Raw genomic sequence first — 17,118 nt, forward strand, 5'->3', positions numbered from 1 at the left:
GTTATCCCGGTCGGATCTTGCGGGCGGGGATTTGATCACCGAATGCACATCGTCGACCGTCGATTGAATCCAGGAGGCAAGAGCCTCGCCAACCGGCAGCGCTTCCTTAGGCGGGTCAAGGACGTGGCCCAGCGGGCCGTGCGCGAGTCGGCCCGCGAGAAGGACATCAGGGACCTCGGCAAGGACGGCCGCGTCACGGTGCCGGCCGACGGGGTGCGCGAGCCGCGTTTCTCCCGCCAGCCGGGCACCGGCCTCCAGGACCACATCCTGCCCGGCAACAAGACCTACGTGGAAGGCGACCGCATCGAGCGGCCGCAGGGCGGCGGGGGCGGCCGCGGCTCCGGCGAGGGCGGGGACGGCGGCGAGAACAACGAGGACGCGTTCCGCTTCGTCCTGACCCGGGAGGAGTTCCTCGAGCTGTTCCTCGAGGACCTAGAGCTGCCCGACCTCGCCAAGCGCCGCCTGGCGGTGGTGGAGACGGAGGGGCTGCGCCGGGCCGGCTACACCGTGACCGGCTCGCCGGCCAACCTCGCCCTCACCCGGACGCTGCGCAACTCGATGTCGCGGCGCATCGCCCTGAAGCGGCCGAAGCCCGAGGAGGTGGCGGCGCTCGAAGCCCGCATCGCCGGCCTGGACGAGGGCGACCCGGCGCTGCCAGACCTCGCCGAGGCGCTGGCGGGCTTGCGCGAGCGGACGCGGCGCATCCCCTACGTCGACCCGATCGACCTGCGCTACCGCCGCTTCGAGCCGTATCCGCGCCCGATCGCGCAGGCGGTGATGTTCTGCCTGATGGACGTGTCCGGCTCGATGACCGAGCACATGAAGGACCTCGCCAAGCGGTTCTACATCCTGCTGCACATCTTCCTCACGCGCCGCTACCGACACGTGGAGATCGTGTTCATCCGCCACACCGACCGGGCGACCGAGGTCGACGAGGAGACCTTCTTCGGCTCCCGCGAGACCGGCGGCACGCTGGTCTCCTCGGCGCTGGTGGAGATGAAGCGCATCATCGCCGAGCGCTACGACCCCAACGACTGGAACATCTACGCGGCGCAGGCGTCGGACGGCGACAACGTCTCCTCCGACGGCCCGACCTCGACCGAGCTGCTGCGCGCCCACATCCTGCCGGCCTGCCAGCACTTCGCCTATCTCGAGGTCGGCGACGAGAACGGCCCGCGCGCCGGCTTCGTCGAGCACCGCACCACCCTGTGGCGGACCTACGAGGCTATCGCCAAGGCCGGCGGCCCGATCGCCATGCGCAAGGTCAACCACCGCCGCGAGATCTACGCCGTCTTCCGCGACCTGTTCGGGCGCAAGGACGCGCGGGCGGAGGCGGAGTCTTGAGCTTCGCAGGTCGTCATGTCGGGGCGCGGGTCCTCTCTCCCGGTTGGGAGAGGGACAGGGTGAGGGGGGCGACCTCTCCGGACGGACCTGCTCCCTCACCCCAACCCTCTCCCGCACGGGAGAGGGGGTACGTCGCGCTTCGGCCGGCCGATCGGGAGGCGATATGACTGCTCTCAAGACACGCGCGACGTCCGGCGCCCCAAAACCGCTGTTCACCGGCAACGACTGGGACTTCGACACCATCCGGCGCATCCACGACGCCTGCGAGGTCGAGGCGCGGGCGCTCGGGCTGTCGTGGTATCCGAACCAGATCGAGATCATCACCGCCGAGCAGATGCTCGACGCCTACGCGTCGATCGGCATGCCGCTGTTCTACAAGCACTGGTCGTTCGGCAAGCACTTCGCCCAGCACGAATCCGGCTATCGCCGCGGCATGATGGGGCTCGCCTACGAGATCGTCATCAACTCCGACCCATGCATCTCCTACATCATGGAGGAGAACACGGCGACGATGCAGACGCTGGTGATCGCCCACGCCGCGTTCGGCCACAACCACTTCTTCAAGAACAACTACCTGTTCCGGCAGTGGACCGACGCCGAGGGCATCCTCGACTATCTCGACTTCGCCAAGACCTACATCTCCCGCTGCGAGGAGCGCTACGGCCATCAGGCCGTCGAGCAGGTGCTCGACGCCGCCCACGCGCTGATGAGCCAGGGCGTGCACCGCTACCCGCGCAAGAAGCGGCCGGACCTCGCCTCCGAGCAGCGGCGCGAGCGCGAGCGCGTCGAGCACGGCGAGCAGATCTACAACGACCTGTGGCGCACCCTGCCGGCGAAGGCGGGGGCGACGCGCGCCGACCAGGCGATCGAGCGGCGCAAGGCGCTGCTCGAGCTGCCGCAGGAGAACATCCTCTACTTCCTGGAGAAGGTCGCCCCGCGCCTGCAGCGCTGGCAGCGCGAGATCCTGCGCATCGTCCGGCTGGTGGCGCAGTACTTCTACCCGCAGCGCCAGACCAAGGTGATGAACGAGGGCTGCGCCACCTACTGCCACTACCGGATCATGAACGCGCTCTCCGAGAAGGGCCTGATCGGCGAGGCGGCCTATCTCGAGTTCCTGCAGTCGCACACCAACGTCATCCGCCAGCCGAACTACGACGACCGCAGCTACAGCGGCCACAACCCCTACGCGATCGGCTTCGCGATGATGCAGGACATCGCCCGCATCGTCGAGCAGCCGACGGCGGAGGACCGGCAGTGGTTCCCCGACATCGCCGGCACCGGCGACGGCATGGCGGTGCTGCGCGATTGCTGGGAGAACTACCGCGACGAGAGCTTCATCGCCCAGTTCCTGTCGCCGAAGCTGATGCGCGACATGCGGCTGTTCCACGTCGCCGACGATCCGGAGCAGCCCGAGCTGCACGTCGCCGCGATCCACGACGAGCGCGGCTACCGCAAGATGCGCCGCTCGTTCGGCCGCCAGTACGACGTGGCCTGGCTCGATCCCGACATCGAGGTGGTGGACGTCGACCTCGAGGGCGACCGCCGCCTGATCCTGCACCACAAGGCGCTGAACAAGATCACCCTGCAGAAGGACGACGCCCGGCGCGTGCTGCAGCACCTCGCCGACCTCTGGGGCTACGACGTGGTGCTCAAGGAGATCGAGCCCGCCACCGGCACCGTGCTCGGCGAGCACCACGCGAGCGCGCGGCCGATCTTCTTCTGAGGCGTTTCGCGACGGTGCCGCATCGTGCAGGCCTCCCCGCCCGCGGCGGCGAGGGAGGCCCCGCGGCTCGTCCGAGGCCCGTGCGGAAATGGCCGGCGAAGGCCGCTCGGCCGGGGCTCACGCCGTCGGCGCGGTCCCCGGGCAGGGCATCGGTGCGCAGGACAGGCTCGCGGCCGGCGGCTTGGACGGCGGGGCGCGCAGGACGATGATGGCGCTGCCGAGCACGGCCAGCGCCACGGCGGCGACGAAGGTGAGGAAAAGCCAGCGGGGCATCGCCTCCCCTACCACGGGCGGGCGATGGCCGGTACCGCGGCACGTTCGACGCCCCGGCCGGGTCCCGTGTCAGGCGGGGTCGATCTCGAACTCCATGCCGCGGCCGGGGCCCTGGTCGGCATAGCCGACGAGGGTGTAGCCGCGCTCGGCGAGGGCGGCGTCGAGGTGGTCGCGATGCTTGCGGTAGAGCTGGCCGATCGCCAGCGGCGTCAGCCGCGGGTTGCCCTGGCGCAGCCGGTCGACGCCGATCTGCAGCGGCGCGCCGTCCCGGTCGGCGATGCGCACGATCGCGGATGCGAGCTCGGCCGCCTTCGTCTCGGAGGCGGATTTCGCCTTGAACGCCATGCCCTCGTCCTCGCCCCGGCTCAGTCCGTCAGCTGGCGCGCCTCTTCCGGCAGCATGATCGGGATGCCGTCGCGGATCGGGTAGGCGAGCTTGGCCGAGCGGCTGATCAGCTCCTGGCGGCCGGCATCGTAATCGAGGGTGCCCTTGGTCAGCGGGCAGACCAGCAGCTCGAGGAGCTTCGGGTCGACGCGGGTCGCCTCGACGGCGGTGCTCTGCGTGGTCATGTCCTGCGTCATGCTCTGGTTCTCCATGGGAAGCCGTGCCGGTCGGTCGCGAAGGCGCAGGCGCTCGTCGCCGCCGGGCCGTCCTTCGAGCCGTCACTGCATCGTCGGCTCGGGCCCGGTGCTGCGCACCATCTCCATCTCGGTGACCGCGACTAGGATCTCGGCGCGGGTCTTCAGGTCGGCGGCCTCGAGCATCGCCTGCTTCTCGCGGACGCCGAACGGGCTCATCATGCACAGCGCGTTGACCAGGGCCTCGTTCGGCGCCTCCTCGATCCCGGCCCAGTCGACCTTGAGGTCGTTGGAATCGACGAAGTCGCGCAGCGCCCGCAGCACGCCTTCGCGGTCCACCGCGTCCTCGCCGGCACGCGCGGTGAAATCGATGGCGAAGTCGTCGTAGCTGACCTGGCAGCGGCGATAGGCGCCGGTGGTGGCCAGCTCGCTCATCACCCGGAAGCGGCCGATGCCGGTCAGCGAGAGCAGGTAGCGCCCGTCGCCGGTCTCGGCGAACTGGGTGATCCGCCCGGCGCAGCCGACGCGGTACAGCTTCGGGTTCAACGGCGAGGCGCCGCCCTCGGCGTCGGGCTGGATCATGCCGATGACCCGGTCGGTCCGCAGGGCGTCGTCCACCATCGCGAGGTAGCGCGGCTCGAAGATGTTGAGCGGCATCTGCCCGCGCGGCAGCAGCAGGGCGCCGGGCAGGGGGAAGACCGGGATGACGGGCGGGCAATCGCCCGGCCCCTTGTAGCCCGCATGCGTGCTCATGATGCCTCCAGCAAGACAGAACCTTCGGCTTCCCTCTGCACCCGCAGATCCGCCCTCACGCGAACAGCAGCGTCGAGAGCTTGCGCCGTCCGCGAATCGCGGCCGGATCCATCGGGCCCCAGGCCTCGAAGAACTGGAGCAGCTGCTTGCGCGCGCCGTCCTCGTTCCAGGTCCGGTCGCGGCGGATGATCTCGATCAGGTGATCGACCGCCTTCTCGCGCTCGTTCCCGGCATTGAGGCCGAGGGCGAGGTCGAACCGGGCCTGGTGCGCGTCCGGGTTCGCGGCGACCTCCGCCTCCAGGCCGGCGAGGTCGCCGAGCGCCGCGGCCTGCTCGGCCAGGACGATCGCGGCGCGGATGCCGGCGAGCCCCGGGTCGGCGGCCTTGGCCTCCGGCACCATCGCCAGCACCTGCTTGGCGTTCTCCAGCTCGCCGGCGTCGAGCTGGATCTTGGCCAGGCCGGCCAGGGCCGCGACGTTGTCGGGCTGCTGCCCGAGCACCGCCGCGTAGAGCTCGGAGGCGCCGGCGAGGTCGCCCTCCGCCAGCGCCTGCGCGGCTTCCGCCATCACCTGATCGATCTCGCTCGGGCCGGCGAGACGGTCGAAGAAGGTCTTGATCTGCGCTTCCGGCAGGGCGCCCTCGAACATGTCGACCGGGCGGCCCTGGTCGATGGCGACCACGGCGGGCACGCCCTGCAGGCCGAGCTGCTGGCCGATCTGGTCCCAGACCGCCGGATGCTCGTCGACGTTCATCTTGACCAGCACGACCTTGCTCGCGGCGGCGCGGACGAGCTTCTCCAGCACGGCGAGCAGCGTCTTGCTCGACGGTGCGCGCGGCGACCAGAACGCGACCAGCACGGGACGGTTCGCCGATTCGGCGATGACGTCCTGCCGGAAACCGGCCGTGGTGGTCTCCCGGACCAGGTCGGACGCACCCGGGTGCGCGTCCGTCGCGAGCGTGTCGTTCAGCATGCGGTGTCGGGCCTTGGAACCAAATGTCGCCAGACCGGGTACATGGGACTCGGGCACGCGGCTGACCAGTGCGGTGCGCGCGCTCTCGCGCGGCGGAATCGGGCAAATCCGCGGGTTTCGTCGCGTTTTCGCCGGCCCCCGAGGGCCGTCCCGCGCGCGGTGCCGGGCCGAGACCGGATCGCTGCATCCCAGGGTGGAGCGCGTCGCGCGGTGCGCCCCGACCCTCGAAACGCCGGGCCTACTGCGCGGGGGCGCCGGCGGCGGCCTTGGCCTGCGTCACGAAGGTCCCGGCGAAGGTGCGGCCGTCCGGCGCCGAGGCCTCGCAGGCGATGGTGGTCTTGCCCGGTGCCGGCGTCGAGAAGGTGCAGGCGCCGACCGCCGGGGTCGGGTTGCGCACGATGCCCTTGTCGCTCGACGTGCCGGTGGTGACGAGGTTGATCGGCTGCAGCGGGTCGGTCTCCTCGGTACGCTCCTGCTGCGCGCCGGTGCCGCTGAAGCTGAGCGTGCGCCCGTCCGTGGTGGTGAAGTCGAAGGTCGTGCGCCGACGCTCGGCGCTGTTCCCGAGAGTCGGCCTGCAGGCCGAGGTGGCGTCCTTCCCTTCGATCGTCAGTTTCTCGCAGGTGCCGTCGAGCTGCACCGCGGCCTGGGACCGGGCGGGGCCCGACAGCGCCAAGGGCGCGGCGAGCAGGGCGAGGGCGAGGCGGCGAGAGGTCTGTGCGAGCGTCATGCCGTCCGATCTAACGCGCCGCGCGCATCCGTCGAGCCCGGCGCGCGTTCGCCTCACCCGCCGAAGCGCAGGGCCCGGTCGTTGGGCGCGGCGAAGTCCAGCGCCGGCCCCACCGGGACGATGCCCGTCGGGTTGATGGTCGGATGGCTCTCGTAATAGTGCCGCTTGATGTGGACGAGGTCCACCGTCCCGGCGACGCCCGGCAGGGCGTAGAGGTCGCGCAGGTAGTTCGACAGGTTCGGGTAGTCGGCGATGCGCTGCCGGTTGCACTTGAAGTGCCCGACATAGACCGCGTCGAACCGCACCAGCGTCGTGAACAGCCGGATGTCGGCCTCGGTGAGCCGTGCGCCGCACAGGTAGCGCGACCGGTCGAGGCGGGCGTCCAGCGCGTCGAGCTCGGCGAACAGCGCGGCGAAGGCCTCCGCGTAGACGGATTGCGCGGTGGCGAAGCCGGCCTTGTAGACGCCGTTGTTGACCCGGTCGTAGACCCGGGCGTTCACCGCATCGATTTCCCCGCGCAGGTCGTCCGGGCAGAGGTCCGGCCCGCCGCCGTGGAAGGCCCCGTCGAGCATGCGGATGATCTCGGCCGATTCGTTCGAGACGATCGTCTTCCGCTCGCGGTCCCACAGCACCGGCACGGTGACGCGGCCGGTATAGCGCGGGTCGGCGGCGCGGTAGACCTCGTAGAGCCGCGTCGCATGGTGGATCGGATCGGGGGTGGCGCCGGGGCTGTCGCCGAACACCCAGCCCTCGGCGCCCATGTGTGGGTCGACGACGGAGACGGAGATCGCGTCCTCGAGGCCCTTCAGCGCCCGCACGATCAGGGTGCGGTGCGCCCACGGGCAGGCGAGCGAGACGTAGAGGTGGTAGCGCCCGGGCTCGGCCTTGAACCCGCCCTCGCCCGAGGGGCCGGGCGACCCGTCGGCGGTGACCCAGCTGCGGAAGGCGGAGGCCTTGCGCTCGAAGCGGCCGCCGGTCGACGCCGTGTCGTACCACTGATCCTGCCAGACGCCGTCGACGAGCAATCCCATGGGTGCGATCCGTTGTTTCGCGCGTCGCGCCGTCCGTCGGGAGGGCGACGCGGCGAGGGGGAAAGGTTGTGGCAGGCTTGGTGCCTCTCACAAAACCCCCGTCGTGGCGTCGCCGACATAGTGAACGGCCGCGGAGGTCGGGGGTTTGGTGAGGTGCACTTAGCCCATTTCCTGCTTGGATGTCTTCCTCGGTCGTCGCCCCGCGCAGGCCTCGGCATCTCGCATTCGATGCCGGACCGTGAGACGGGTGGCACGATCCCGCCGAAACGTCCGGAGAGAAGGCCCGATGTCGCTTGCCCTCGCGATCCCCGCCGCCGAGGCGGCCGTGTTCACCGCCGGATGCGCCGCGATCCACGCGCTGCGGCGGCAGGCCGACGGGGTGACGCTGGGCCTGGCCGGCCTCCTCGCGATCGTCGTCCTTCTCCTCGGCATCGCGTGGACGCCGGACCTCTACCTCGCGGCCCAGACCGACGACGTCCTCGTCGAAACCACCCTGAGCCAGCCGATCCCCTGACGCGATCTTGCAACGGGAGAGCATTCCACGTGATCCGGGGATCGCGGAGAATGCTCTAGCCGGCCGCGCCGGCCCGGCGCCCGGCGGCCACGTCGAAGTCGTCGGCGGGCAGGCGGGCGAGGAAGCGCTCGGCGAGCTCGAACAGCAGGATGTCGGGGCGCACCCGCTCGACGTAAGCCCAGTCGAAGCTCGACGACCACACGAAGTGCACCTCGGCGAAGCTCTCGGCCAGCAGCCCGGTGAGCAGCATCGGCGCGAAATGCGCGTAGGAATCGCCGAACAGCACCACGCGCCGCGGGTCGGCGGCGGGGTTGGCGTTGCGGTAGACCACGTGCGCGCCGACATGCAGGTCGACCTCGGTTCCCGCTTCCTCGGAGGCCGCGAGCAGCGCCCCGGTCTCGACGCGCACCGCGTCGCGGTGGATCTGCGGGCGCACCAGGCGCTCGGCCGGCCGGCCCGGCAGCTTTGCGCCGAGATCCATCACCCGCTCCGTCACGAGGACGGGCCGGGTGCCGATGTCGGCCGGCGGGACCGCGGCGAGCGCCCGCATCAATTCGCGATAGGCGAGCAGGCATCCCTCGGCCGACCAGTGCGTGTCGGTCTTGAGGTAGAGCGGCACCGGCCCGTCGCGGGCCGCGCGAAACGGGCCGAGCAGGTCGAGATAGGTGGCCTGCCCCGCGAGCTTGCGGGCGAGGCGACGGGTCGAGGCCCGGGCCGGGTCGTAGCGCAGGTCGATGGTCTTGTGATCGTAGACCGAGAGCTTTTCCGGCACGATGAGCTGGACGCAGCGGATGCCGAGCCCGGCCGCGCGGGCGGCGCGCGCCGTGATCAGCCGGGTCCAGCCGCGCAGGGTCCACCACTGCCGCAGGGTCCCGCGGTAGCGCTGCATGACGTCGTTGCTGCCGCCGATGAGGAACAGCCAGCCGTCGCGCCCCTCGTGGATGGTTTCCCGGACGGGGGGGACGGGCGAACGCTTCGGGGCCATGGCCGGTGCTTTAGCCGCAGGCCGCGCCCGGCGGAAGTGAGGAGCCGGCACGGGTGCCGGGGCGTTCGGCCCTCATGGAGCCCGCCCAGACCCTCGCGCCACCGGTGCTTTCGCCGCCCGTCCTTTCGCCGCCGCCCGCGCCGGCCGTCTCGTCGACGGCGCGGCCGGCACGCTTGTGGCGTCCGCGGCGCGTCCTGGCGACGCCGGCCGCCCTGGAGCACGCGCACGGCCGGGCGATGCTCGCCCGCGCGGAAGCGCTCGGGCTCCCGGTCGAGCGCCTGACGGCCAACCGCCTCACCGGCCTGCGCCAGGCCGACCCGCGCCGGGCCTACATCGAGGCGAAGGCGACGCTCGCCCTCGTCGTGGCACCGCCGACCAAGCTCCGGCTCCAGCCGATCCCGCCCTCGGCCGACTGGCGCTTCGACCTCGCCGAGGGCTGCCCGGCCCATTGCCAGTACTGCTACCTCGCCGGCTCCCTGTCGGGGCCGCCGGTGACGCGGGCCTACGCCAACCTCGACGCGATCCTGGCCAATCTCGGCGCCTATCTCGGCCAGGGCGCGGTGACCTCGGCGCAGGCCGAGCGGGCGCAGGAAGGGACCACCTTCGAGGCCTCGTGCTACACCGATCCGCTGGGCATCGAGCACCTCACCGGCTCGCTCTCGGCGGCGATCCGGCATTTCGGTGCCTGGGAGGCGCCGGTGCAGCTGCGCTTCACCACCAAGTTCGCCGCGGTCGAGCCGCTGCTCGACCTGCCGCACAACCGCCGCACCCGCATCCGGTTCTCGGTCAACGCCCGCACCGCGACGCGCTACGAGGGCGGCACCGCGAGCCTCGACGCGCGGCTCCAGGCGATGCGGGCCGTGGCGCTGGCGGGCTATCCCGTCGGGCTCACGATCGCGCCGATCCTGCCGGTGCCGGATTGGGAGGCCGGCTATGCCGGGCTGATCCGTGAGGCCGCCGCGGCGCTCGCCGACGTGCCCGACCTCGACCTCACCGCCGAGCTGATCACCCACCGCTTCACCCCGGGCTCGAAGCAGGTGCTCCAGGGCTGGTACCCGGGCTCCGACCTGCCGCTCGACGAGGCCGAGCGCGCGAAGAAGCTCACCAAGTTCGGCTCGGTGAAGTACGTCTTCCCCAAGGAGCTGATGCGGTCGATGCGCGACACGCTGTTTGCCGCGCTCGCCCGCGACCTGCCCGCGGCGCGGATCCTCTACTGGACCTGATCGCGCGCCGCGCCATCTCCGTCCGGCCGCGACAGGAAGCCCGCATGCCAGAGACGCCGACGCAAGATGCGCTGAAGCAAGAGGAGCCGGGACAGGACGCCCGGCAGGCGCCCCTGATCCTGACGCTCGAGTTCGACGCGGACACGTTCGCGCGGTTCGACGGCCTGCGGCGGCGGCACTTCCCGAAGGCGCTCAACCGCATCCCGGCCCACGCCACGCTGTTCCACAACCTGCCCGGCGCCGCCGAGGCGGGCGTGCGCGAGACGATCGCGCTGCTCGCGCGCACCGTGCCGGCGCCCGAGGTCGCGGTGACGGGGCTGCGCTTCACCGGCCGCGGCGTGGCCTACGTCCTCGATTCCGAGCCGCTCTCGGCCTTCCGCGCGCGCCTCGCCAAGACCTTCGACGCCCACCTCACCGCCCAGGACAAGCAGGGCTGGCGCCCGCACGTCACCGTGCAGAACAAGGTCGACCCCGACACCGCCCGCGCGCTCCACGCCGCCCTCGCCGACGACTTCGCGCCGTTCCGCTTCACCGCGCCGGCCACCCGCCTGTGGCGCTACCTCGGCGGTCCCTGGGCCGAGCGGGCGCGCTTCGCCTTCGGCGAGAACGCGTGATGGTCTCGATGAATCCTCCCCACGGCGCTCGCGATCGATCGGGCACGGCGCGATGAGCCCCCCCGCCCCGCTGCGGCGCATCCCGTTCCTGTCCCACGCCACCTCCGTCTGGCTCCGGCTGCGCCTCAACGAGGTCGGGCCGTTGCTGGCGCTGATCTGCGTCAGCGGGCTCGGCTACGCCTTCTTCGCCCTGGCGCACGAGGTCGGCGAGGGCTCGACCGAGGCTCTCGACCGCAAGATCCTGCTCGCCCTGCGCAACCCGGCCGACCTGTCCGATCCGATCGGGCCGCGCTGGCTCGAGGAGACGATGCGCGACATCACCGGGCTCGGCAGCGTCTTCACCATCGTGTTCCTGACGGCGTCGGTCGCGGCCTACCTCGCCCTGTCCGGCAAGCGCCGGGTCGGTCTGTTCGTGATCGGCGCGGTCGGCGGCGGCGAGCTGGTCTCGACGGTGCTGAAGCTGTTCTACCATCGCCCGCGGCCGGACCTGGTGCCGCACGGCATGGACGTGTTCACGGCGAGCTTCCCGAGCGGCCACGCGATGATGTCGGCGATCGCTTACCTGACCCTGGCGACGCTGCTCGCGCGGATCGACCGCTACCGCCGCGTCAAGGCGCTGGTGCTGGCGCTCGGCGTCACCATGACCCTCCTCGTCGGGATCAGCCGGATCTACCTCGGCGTCCACTGGCCGAGCGACGTGCTGGCCGGCTGGTGCATCGGCGCCGCCTGGGCGGCCCTGTGCTGGTTCGTCGCGCTCCAGCTCCAGCGCAGCGGCGGCGTCGAGGCGCCGGACCCGCCGCCGGCCCGGTGACGGCCGCATGCCTGCCCGGCGCCGTTAGGGTTAACCATCACTTATACCTGACGAGACGAAGCTTTTCGTGCTCCTTTGCATTGATGAAATGCCAACAAGAGCCGGGATGACTTTCGTGACCTTGACGACGCCCAAGATCGAGCGCCGCCACAGCGACCGCCGCCGGGCCTGCCTCGGCGGCACCCTGCGCCTCGCGGCGTTCCTGCCGGAGGCTCCGTGCCGCCTGCGGGACCATTCGCTGACCGGCGCCCGCATCGTCGTCGCGGAGGACGTGGTCCTGCCGCGCGTCGTCGACCTCACGGTGACCGGCCGCAACGTGACCGGCCGCAACGAGACCCGCCGCGCCGAGGTCGTCTGGCGCGACGGCACCCAGGCCGGCCTCGCCTTCCTCGATCAACCGGCGCGCGAGGACGGCGCGGCGGCCGAGGCCCGGGCCGCCTGGAATGCGGCCGCCCCGCCCGACCGGCTGCACTGAGCGCGCCGGCGCCCGGCGGAACCCTGCGATCAGGCCCCGGGTTTCCCCGCCTCTCACCGACCGAGACGGGGATGCATGGCAGACGATCACGGGCTCTCGCGACGGACCCTGCTGCGGGCCGGCGGCGTCACCCTCACCGGCGCGGCGCTCGCGGCTGCGGACGCGGCCCGCGCCGCGACGACGCCCGGCCCGACGGTGCCGGCCGACACCGGCGCGGTTCAGGGCGGCCGCGTGCAGTTCCCGAACTGGCGCGGCCAGGGGGACCGGCCTCCGGCGCCGACGCCCGCGCCGCAGCCGCCGGGCCAGCGGGTCGGCTACTGCGTCGTCGGCCTCGGGCGCCTCAGCCTCGACGAGATTCTCCCGGCGCTCGGAGAGGCCAAGCGCTCGCGGCTCGTGGCGCTCATGTCGGGCACGCCGGACAAGGCCAAGCTCGTGGCCAAGCAGTACGGCGTCGCCGAGAGCGCGGTCTACGGCTACGGCGACTGGGACAAGCTCAAGGCCAATCCCGAGATCCAGGCGGTCTACATCGTCACCCCGAACGCGGTGCACCGCGACGACGTCGTCGCCGCGGCGGGGGCCGGCAAGCACGTGCTGTGCGAGAAGCCGATGGCGGCCTCCTCCGCGGAAGCCCGCGCGATGATCGCGGCGTGCGAGCAGGCCAAGGTCAAGCTGATGATCGCCTATCGCTGCCAGTACGAGCCCTACAACCGCGAGGTCGTGCGCCTCGTCCGCTCGGGCGAGTTCGGCAAGCCGCGGATGATCCAGGCCTTCAACGGCCAGACCTCGGGCCTGCCGGAGCAGTGGCGCCTGAAGAAGGCGCTGTCCGGCGGCGGGGCGTTGCCGGATATCGGGCTCTACTGCCTCAACGGCGTGCGGGCGCTGCTGGGCGAGGAGCCCGACCTGATCCAGGCGCACACCTATTCGCCGCCCGACGACCCGAAGTTCCGCGAGGTCGAGGAGAGCGTGAGCTTCACCCTGCGCTTCCCCTCCGGCGTGCTGGCGCAGTGCATGACCAGCTACGGCGTCCACGAATCGCGCCGCCTGACGGTGCATACCGGCGGCGCCGACATCGATCTGCAGAACGCCTTCGCCTATGTCGGCCAGCGCCTCGTCATCACCCATCGCGACGGCAAGGCGGTGTCGCAGGACACCAAGGTGCTCGGCGCGAAGAACCAGTTCGCCCTGGAGATGGATCACTTCTCGCGCTGCATCCAGGAGAACCGCCGGCCGCGCACCCCCGGCGAGGAGGGCCTGCAGGACCAGGTGCTGATGGAGGCGATCTACGAGGCGGCCCGCACCGGCGCGCCGGTGCCGATCGCGCCGATCCCGGGCGCCGGCCTCGACGCCACCCGCGGCCCCGAGCTGGACGAGGCGGGTTGACGCGGCGGCCGCCGGAGCGTCGCGGGCCCTGGATGGGAGGGGCCGCGGCCCTATCGTAGAACACATCATGCTCGACACCGATCCGAGCGGCTTCGTCCGCGACGCGCGCCACCTGCGGCTCGACACGTTCGTGCGCCTGCGCTGGCTCGCGATCACCGGGCAGAGCGCCGCCGTGGTCGGGGCGCAGTTCGGGCTCGGGCTCGGGCTGCCGTTCGGCTGGTGCTTCCTGGCGATCGCCGCCTCGTCGTGGCTCAACCTCGGCCTGCGCATCCGCTTCCCGGCGAGCTACCGGCTGAGCGCCGATTCGGCGGCGCTGCTGCTGGCCTTCGACATCGTGCAGCTCGCCGTGCTGCTGTTCCTCACCGGCGGGTTGCAGAACCCGTTCTCGCTGCTGTTCCTCGCCCCGGTGCTGATCTCGGCGACCGCGCTGCCGCCGGAGCGGACGCTGGCGCTCGGCCTGCTGGCGATCGGGCTGGCGACGCTGCTGGCCCTCGTCCACCGCCCGCTGCCGTGGTTCGCCGACGGCCGGATCGAGCTGCCGTTCCTCTACGTCTCCGGGGTGTGGACGGCGATCCTGCTCGGCACGGCCTTCACCGGCGTCTACGCCTGGCGGGTCTCGGAGGAGACGCGACAGCTCGCCCAGGCGCTGGCCGCGACGGAGCTGGTGCTCGCCCGCGAGCAGCACCTGTCTCAGCTCGACGGGCTGGCGGCGGCGGCGGCGCACGAGCTCGGCACGCCGCTCGGCACGATCATGGTGGTGACCAAGGAGCTGGTGCGCCAGCTCGGCCCCGACGCGCCGCCGGCCGTCGCCGAGGACCTGCAATTGCTGCGCGAGCAGGTCGACCGCTGCCGCGGCATCCTCTCGAAGCTCACCTCGCTCGACGGCGACGGGGCCGGCTTCCTCGAGACCTTGAGCTTCAGCCATCTCATCGAGGAGCTGGTGGCGCCGCACCGCGCGATGGGCATCGCCCTCGACATATCGAGCGCGGGCGACGCCCCGGAGCCGGATTGCCGCCGCAACGCCGGCGTGATGTTCGGGCTCGGCAACATCCTCGACAACGCGGTCGACTTCGCCGACGCCCGGGTGGTGATCGAGGGGCGCTGGACCCTGGACCGGGTCACCCTGGAGATCCGCGACGACGGCCCCGGCTTCTCCGCCGAGGTGCTGCTGCGGGCGGGCGAACCCTACGTCACCACCCGCAGCCCGGACCGCACGGCGGGCCAGAACCAGGGCGGCACGGTCGGCGCCGGCCTCGGCCTCGGGCTTTTCATCGCCAAGACGCTGATCGAGCGCTCGGGCGCGCAGATCACCCTGGCCAACGCCTCGAAGCCGGGAACGCACGGGGCGCAGGTCCGGATCTCCTGGGCGCGCCACATCTTCGAGCGGGGTGCGGCGCTCCGTCATGCCCCCGAATTCGGTACCCGGCCACCCCTGCCCGCGGGCGATGTCGCGCCTATATAAACTTTCAACGAATACAACGAAATGTTTGAGGAGCTTCTCATGCTGACGCAATCGAGCTCGTCGGGCGCCCCGGATGCTGTGGCGCTCAACGACGCCGACCCGCTCGCCGCGTTTTCCGACCGCAGCCTTCTGATCGTCGACGACGACAAGCCGTTCTCGACCCGCCTCGCCCGCGCGATGGAAGCGCGCGGCTATCACGTCCAGGTCGCCGAGAGCGTGGCCGAGGGCGTCTCCGTGGTCGAGGCGCGGGCCCCCGCCTTCGCGGTGATCGACATGCGGCTCGGCGACGGCAACGGGCTCGACGTGATCGCCCGCCTGAAGGAGCGCCGGCCCGAGGCCCGCGGCGTGATCCTCACCGGCTACGGCAACATCGCCACCGCCGTCACCGCCGTGAAGCTCGGCGCGTTCGACTACCTCGCCAAGCCGGCCGATGCCGACGAGATCCACGGGACGCTGATGGCGCAGCCCGGCGAGCGGGCCGACCCGCCCGAGAACCCGATGTCGGCCGACCGGGTGCGCTGGGAGCACATCCAGCGGGTCTACGAGCTGTGCGGACGGAACGTCAGCGAGACCGCGCGGCGGCTGAACATGCACCGCCGCACCCTCCAGCGCATCCTCGCCAAGCGGGCGCCGCGCTGAGGCGGGGGGCCTCCCGGCCCTCCGCTTATCGGTTGCACAGGATGCGACAATCGGGGTACTGCCGCCTTCGCAAGCGGGACGCACATCCGTGCCGCCGGAGGAAGGGGTCCTCGTGAACACCCGCAACCTGATCACGATCCTCAGCATGATGGTGCTGGTGGGAACGGAAGTCTTCGCGGTGGCGATCGCCGCGGGCTGGGCGATCGCCGGCCTGTTCGAGCTCGGCGATACCGTCGGCCACGTGCTGATGGGGCTGTTCAGCGTGGTCGCGGCTTGGATCATGCTCCAGCTCTGGCAGCGCGCGACCAGCATCGAGCCCCTGCGCACGGCACCTCGGGCCGCGCGCCGGTGATGCCCGGTCTCGGCACGTCCCGTGTCGATCCCCGCGCCCGGCTCGGCCGCCCCGACGTTCGTCACCGCCTTCTTCCGATCCAGACCCTGCTGAGTGGCCCATCATGAAAGCCCGCATCGTCGTCACCCTGAAGACCGGCGTCCTCGATCCGCAGGGCAAGGCGATCGAGGCCGCGCTCAAGTCCTTCGGCATCGCGTCGATCGAGGGCGTGCGCCAGGGCAAGGTGTTCGACATCGAGGTCGCGGCCGCGGACCGGGCCGGCGCCGAGGCGACGCTGAAGACCGCCTGCGAGAAGCTCCTAGCCAACACCGTGGTCGAGAACTACGCGATCGAGATCGCGTGATGCGCGCCGCGATCGTCGTCTTCCCCGGCTCGAACCGCGACGCCGACGTCGCCCGCGCGCTCCGGCTTGCCGGGGCCGAGGTCACGACGATGTGGCACGCCGACACCGCGCTTCCCGCCGGCACCGACCTCGCCGTCCTGCCCGGCGGCTTCTCCTACGGCGACTACCTGCGCTGCGGCGCCATCGCCGGCCGCGCCGCCGCGATGGATGCGGTCCGCGCGCACGCCGCCCGCGGCGGGCTGGTGCTCGGCATCTGCAACGGCTTCCAGATCCTGTGCGAATCCGGCCTGCTGCCGGGCGTGCTGATGCGCAACGTCGACCGCCGCTTCATCTGCCACCGGCAGACGCTGCGCGTCGAGCGCACCGACACGCGCTTCGCCGGCGCCTACGCGAAGGGCGAGGTCATCGACGTCTGCGTCGCGCACGGCGAGGGCAACTACTTCGCCGACCCCGAGACGCTGGCCCGGATCGAGGGCGAAGGCCGGGTCGCGTTCCGGTACTGCGACGCCGACGGGCAGGTGACGATCGCCGCCAACCGCAACGGCTCGCTCAACGCCATCGCCGGGATCTACTCGGAGGGCGGCAACGTCCTCGGGATGATGCCGCACCCGGAGAACTTCGTCGAAGGCCTGGTCGGCGGCACCGACGGGCGTGGTCTCTTCACCAGCCTCGCCGCCTGAGCGGCCACCGATACTGATGTCGGCCCGGTCGAACCGAGCGATGATTTGAGGAACGCCGGATCCTTAACCGTGCGTTAACTTTTTCGATTGAATGTCGGGGCATTCCAGATGTCTGGATGTCGAGTGAGACCTCCGTCCCGCTCTGTTTGATGCCTCCCTGAGACTTCAAAGCCGCCCGTCAGGGGCGGCTTTTTTTGTTCCGCATCGGAACTACGTCCCTCTCCCCTGGAGCGGGGGAGGG

General features: G+C 71.3%; 21 protein-coding genes. 13 read left to right on the forward strand and 8 right to left on the reverse strand.

What is annotated here, in order from left to right; genetic code table 11:
- Nucleotides 1–42 precede the first annotated feature (42 nt).
- Nucleotides 43–1,344 (forward strand): YeaH/YhbH family protein, encoded by a 1,302-nt coding sequence (locus MKK55_RS20030; RefSeq protein ID WP_243937313.1) that lies wholly within the window; start codon nt 43–45, stop codon nt 1,342–1,344.
- A 163-nt stretch (nt 1,345–1,507) separates the two neighbouring features.
- Entirely contained in the window at nt 1,508–3,067 is a 1,560-nt protein-coding gene (locus MKK55_RS20035; RefSeq protein ID WP_147725634.1) for a SpoVR family protein, read from the forward strand.
- A gap of 117 nt (nt 3,068–3,184) precedes the next feature.
- Here MKK55_RS20035 and MKK55_RS20040 read toward each other — a convergent pair whose 3' ends face one another.
- The 7 genes from MKK55_RS20040 to MKK55_RS20070 all read right to left on the reverse strand — a co-directional run bounded on the left by MKK55_RS20040 (nt 3,185) and on the right by MKK55_RS20070 (nt 7,399).
- On the reverse strand, nt 3,185–3,340 hold the full coding sequence (locus MKK55_RS20040; protein WP_187274747.1) for a hypothetical protein: 156 nt from the start codon (nt 3,338–3,340) through the stop codon (nt 3,185–3,187).
- A 69-nt stretch (nt 3,341–3,409) separates the two neighbouring features.
- Nucleotides 3,410–3,685: an adenylosuccinate synthase gene (locus tag MKK55_RS20045; RefSeq protein ID WP_147725635.1), complete on the reverse strand. Its 276-nt coding sequence runs from the start codon at nt 3,683–3,685 to the stop codon at nt 3,410–3,412.
- Nucleotides 3,686–3,705: 20 nt separating this feature from the next.
- On the reverse strand, nt 3,706–3,909 hold the full coding sequence (locus MKK55_RS20050) for a Trm112 family protein (protein WP_147725643.1): 204 nt from the start codon (nt 3,907–3,909) through the stop codon (nt 3,706–3,708).
- 93 nt (nt 3,910–4,002) lie between these two features.
- Complete coding sequence (locus MKK55_RS20055; protein ID WP_147725636.1) at nt 4,003–4,671, reverse strand: LON peptidase substrate-binding domain-containing protein; 669 nt, start codon at nt 4,669–4,671, stop codon at nt 4,003–4,005.
- A 55-nt stretch (nt 4,672–4,726) separates the two neighbouring features.
- Nucleotides 4,727–5,641 (reverse strand): thioredoxin family protein, encoded by a 915-nt coding sequence (locus MKK55_RS20060; RefSeq protein ID WP_243937314.1) that lies wholly within the window; start codon nt 5,639–5,641, stop codon nt 4,727–4,729.
- A gap of 238 nt (nt 5,642–5,879) precedes the next feature.
- Nucleotides 5,880–6,368, reverse strand: a complete 489-nt coding sequence (locus MKK55_RS20065; protein WP_147842195.1) for a hypothetical protein — start codon at nt 6,366–6,368, stop codon at nt 5,880–5,882.
- Nucleotides 6,369–6,421: 53 nt separating this feature from the next.
- Nucleotides 6,422–7,399, reverse strand: a complete 978-nt coding sequence (locus tag MKK55_RS20070) for a glutathione S-transferase family protein (protein WP_147842196.1) — start codon at nt 7,397–7,399, stop codon at nt 6,422–6,424.
- A 286-nt stretch (nt 7,400–7,685) separates the two neighbouring features.
- On the opposite strand from MKK55_RS20070, the gene MKK55_RS20075 reads away from it, so the two are divergent.
- Entirely contained in the window at nt 7,686–7,913 is a 228-nt protein-coding gene (locus tag MKK55_RS20075) for a hypothetical protein (RefSeq protein WP_243936939.1), read from the forward strand.
- 55 nt (nt 7,914–7,968) lie between these two features.
- Here MKK55_RS20075 and MKK55_RS20080 read toward each other — a convergent pair whose 3' ends face one another.
- Nucleotides 7,969–8,898, reverse strand: coding sequence for an alginate O-acetyltransferase AlgX-related protein (locus MKK55_RS20080; protein ID WP_243937315.1), 930 nt, complete (start codon nt 8,896–8,898; stop codon nt 7,969–7,971).
- A gap of 53 nt (nt 8,899–8,951) precedes the next feature.
- On the opposite strand from MKK55_RS20080, the gene MKK55_RS20085 reads away from it, so the two are divergent.
- The 10 genes from MKK55_RS20085 to purQ all read left to right on the forward strand — a co-directional run bounded on the left by MKK55_RS20085 (nt 8,952) and on the right by purQ (nt 16,877).
- The gene (locus tag MKK55_RS20085; RefSeq protein ID WP_243937316.1) at nt 8,952–10,121 is read left to right on the forward strand and encodes an SPL family radical SAM protein; all 1,170 of its coding nucleotides are present in this window, start codon (nt 8,952–8,954) and stop codon (nt 10,119–10,121) included.
- 44 nt (nt 10,122–10,165) lie between these two features.
- Nucleotides 10,166–10,735 carry a 2'-5' RNA ligase family protein gene (locus MKK55_RS20090; RefSeq protein WP_243937317.1) on the forward strand — a complete coding sequence of 190 codons (570 nt, stop codon included), beginning with the start codon at nt 10,166–10,168 and terminating at the stop codon, nt 10,733–10,735.
- Nucleotides 10,736–10,787: 52 nt separating this feature from the next.
- Nucleotides 10,788–11,546: a phosphatase PAP2 family protein gene (locus MKK55_RS20095; protein WP_147858874.1), complete on the forward strand. Its 759-nt coding sequence runs from the start codon at nt 10,788–10,790 to the stop codon at nt 11,544–11,546.
- Between the two features lie 115 nt (nt 11,547–11,661).
- Nucleotides 11,662–12,021, forward strand: coding sequence for a PilZ domain-containing protein (locus MKK55_RS20100; RefSeq protein ID WP_243936948.1), 360 nt, complete (start codon nt 11,662–11,664; stop codon nt 12,019–12,021).
- Between the two features lie 75 nt (nt 12,022–12,096).
- A complete protein-coding gene (locus MKK55_RS20105) occupies nt 12,097–13,401 on the forward strand; it encodes a Gfo/Idh/MocA family protein (protein WP_147858872.1) in 1,305 nt (434 codons plus the stop codon).
- A gap of 67 nt (nt 13,402–13,468) precedes the next feature.
- Nucleotides 13,469–14,863, forward strand: a complete 1,395-nt coding sequence (locus MKK55_RS20110; protein WP_147728651.1) for an ActS/PrrB/RegB family redox-sensitive histidine kinase — start codon at nt 13,469–13,471, stop codon at nt 14,861–14,863.
- Between the two features lie 39 nt (nt 14,864–14,902).
- The gene (locus tag MKK55_RS20115) at nt 14,903–15,502 is read left to right on the forward strand and encodes an ActR/PrrA/RegA family redox response regulator transcription factor (RefSeq protein ID WP_147728650.1); all 600 of its coding nucleotides are present in this window, start codon (nt 14,903–14,905) and stop codon (nt 15,500–15,502) included.
- A gap of 112 nt (nt 15,503–15,614) precedes the next feature.
- A complete protein-coding gene (locus MKK55_RS20120; protein ID WP_147843713.1) occupies nt 15,615–15,854 on the forward strand; it encodes a hypothetical protein in 240 nt (79 codons plus the stop codon).
- 103 nt (nt 15,855–15,957) lie between these two features.
- Nucleotides 15,958–16,197: a phosphoribosylformylglycinamidine synthase subunit PurS gene (gene purS / locus MKK55_RS20125; RefSeq protein ID WP_147728648.1), complete on the forward strand. Its 240-nt coding sequence runs from the start codon at nt 15,958–15,960 to the stop codon at nt 16,195–16,197.
- Complete coding sequence (gene purQ / locus MKK55_RS20130) at nt 16,197–16,877, forward strand: phosphoribosylformylglycinamidine synthase subunit PurQ (protein ID WP_147843714.1); 681 nt, start codon at nt 16,197–16,199, stop codon at nt 16,875–16,877. The genes purS and purQ overlap by 1 nt, the downstream gene beginning before the upstream one ends.
- Nucleotides 16,878–17,118 lie beyond the last annotated feature (241 nt).

The organism is Methylobacterium sp. J-059, from assembly GCF_022829485.1.
GTDB lineage: Bacteria > Pseudomonadota > Alphaproteobacteria > Rhizobiales > Beijerinckiaceae > Methylobacterium.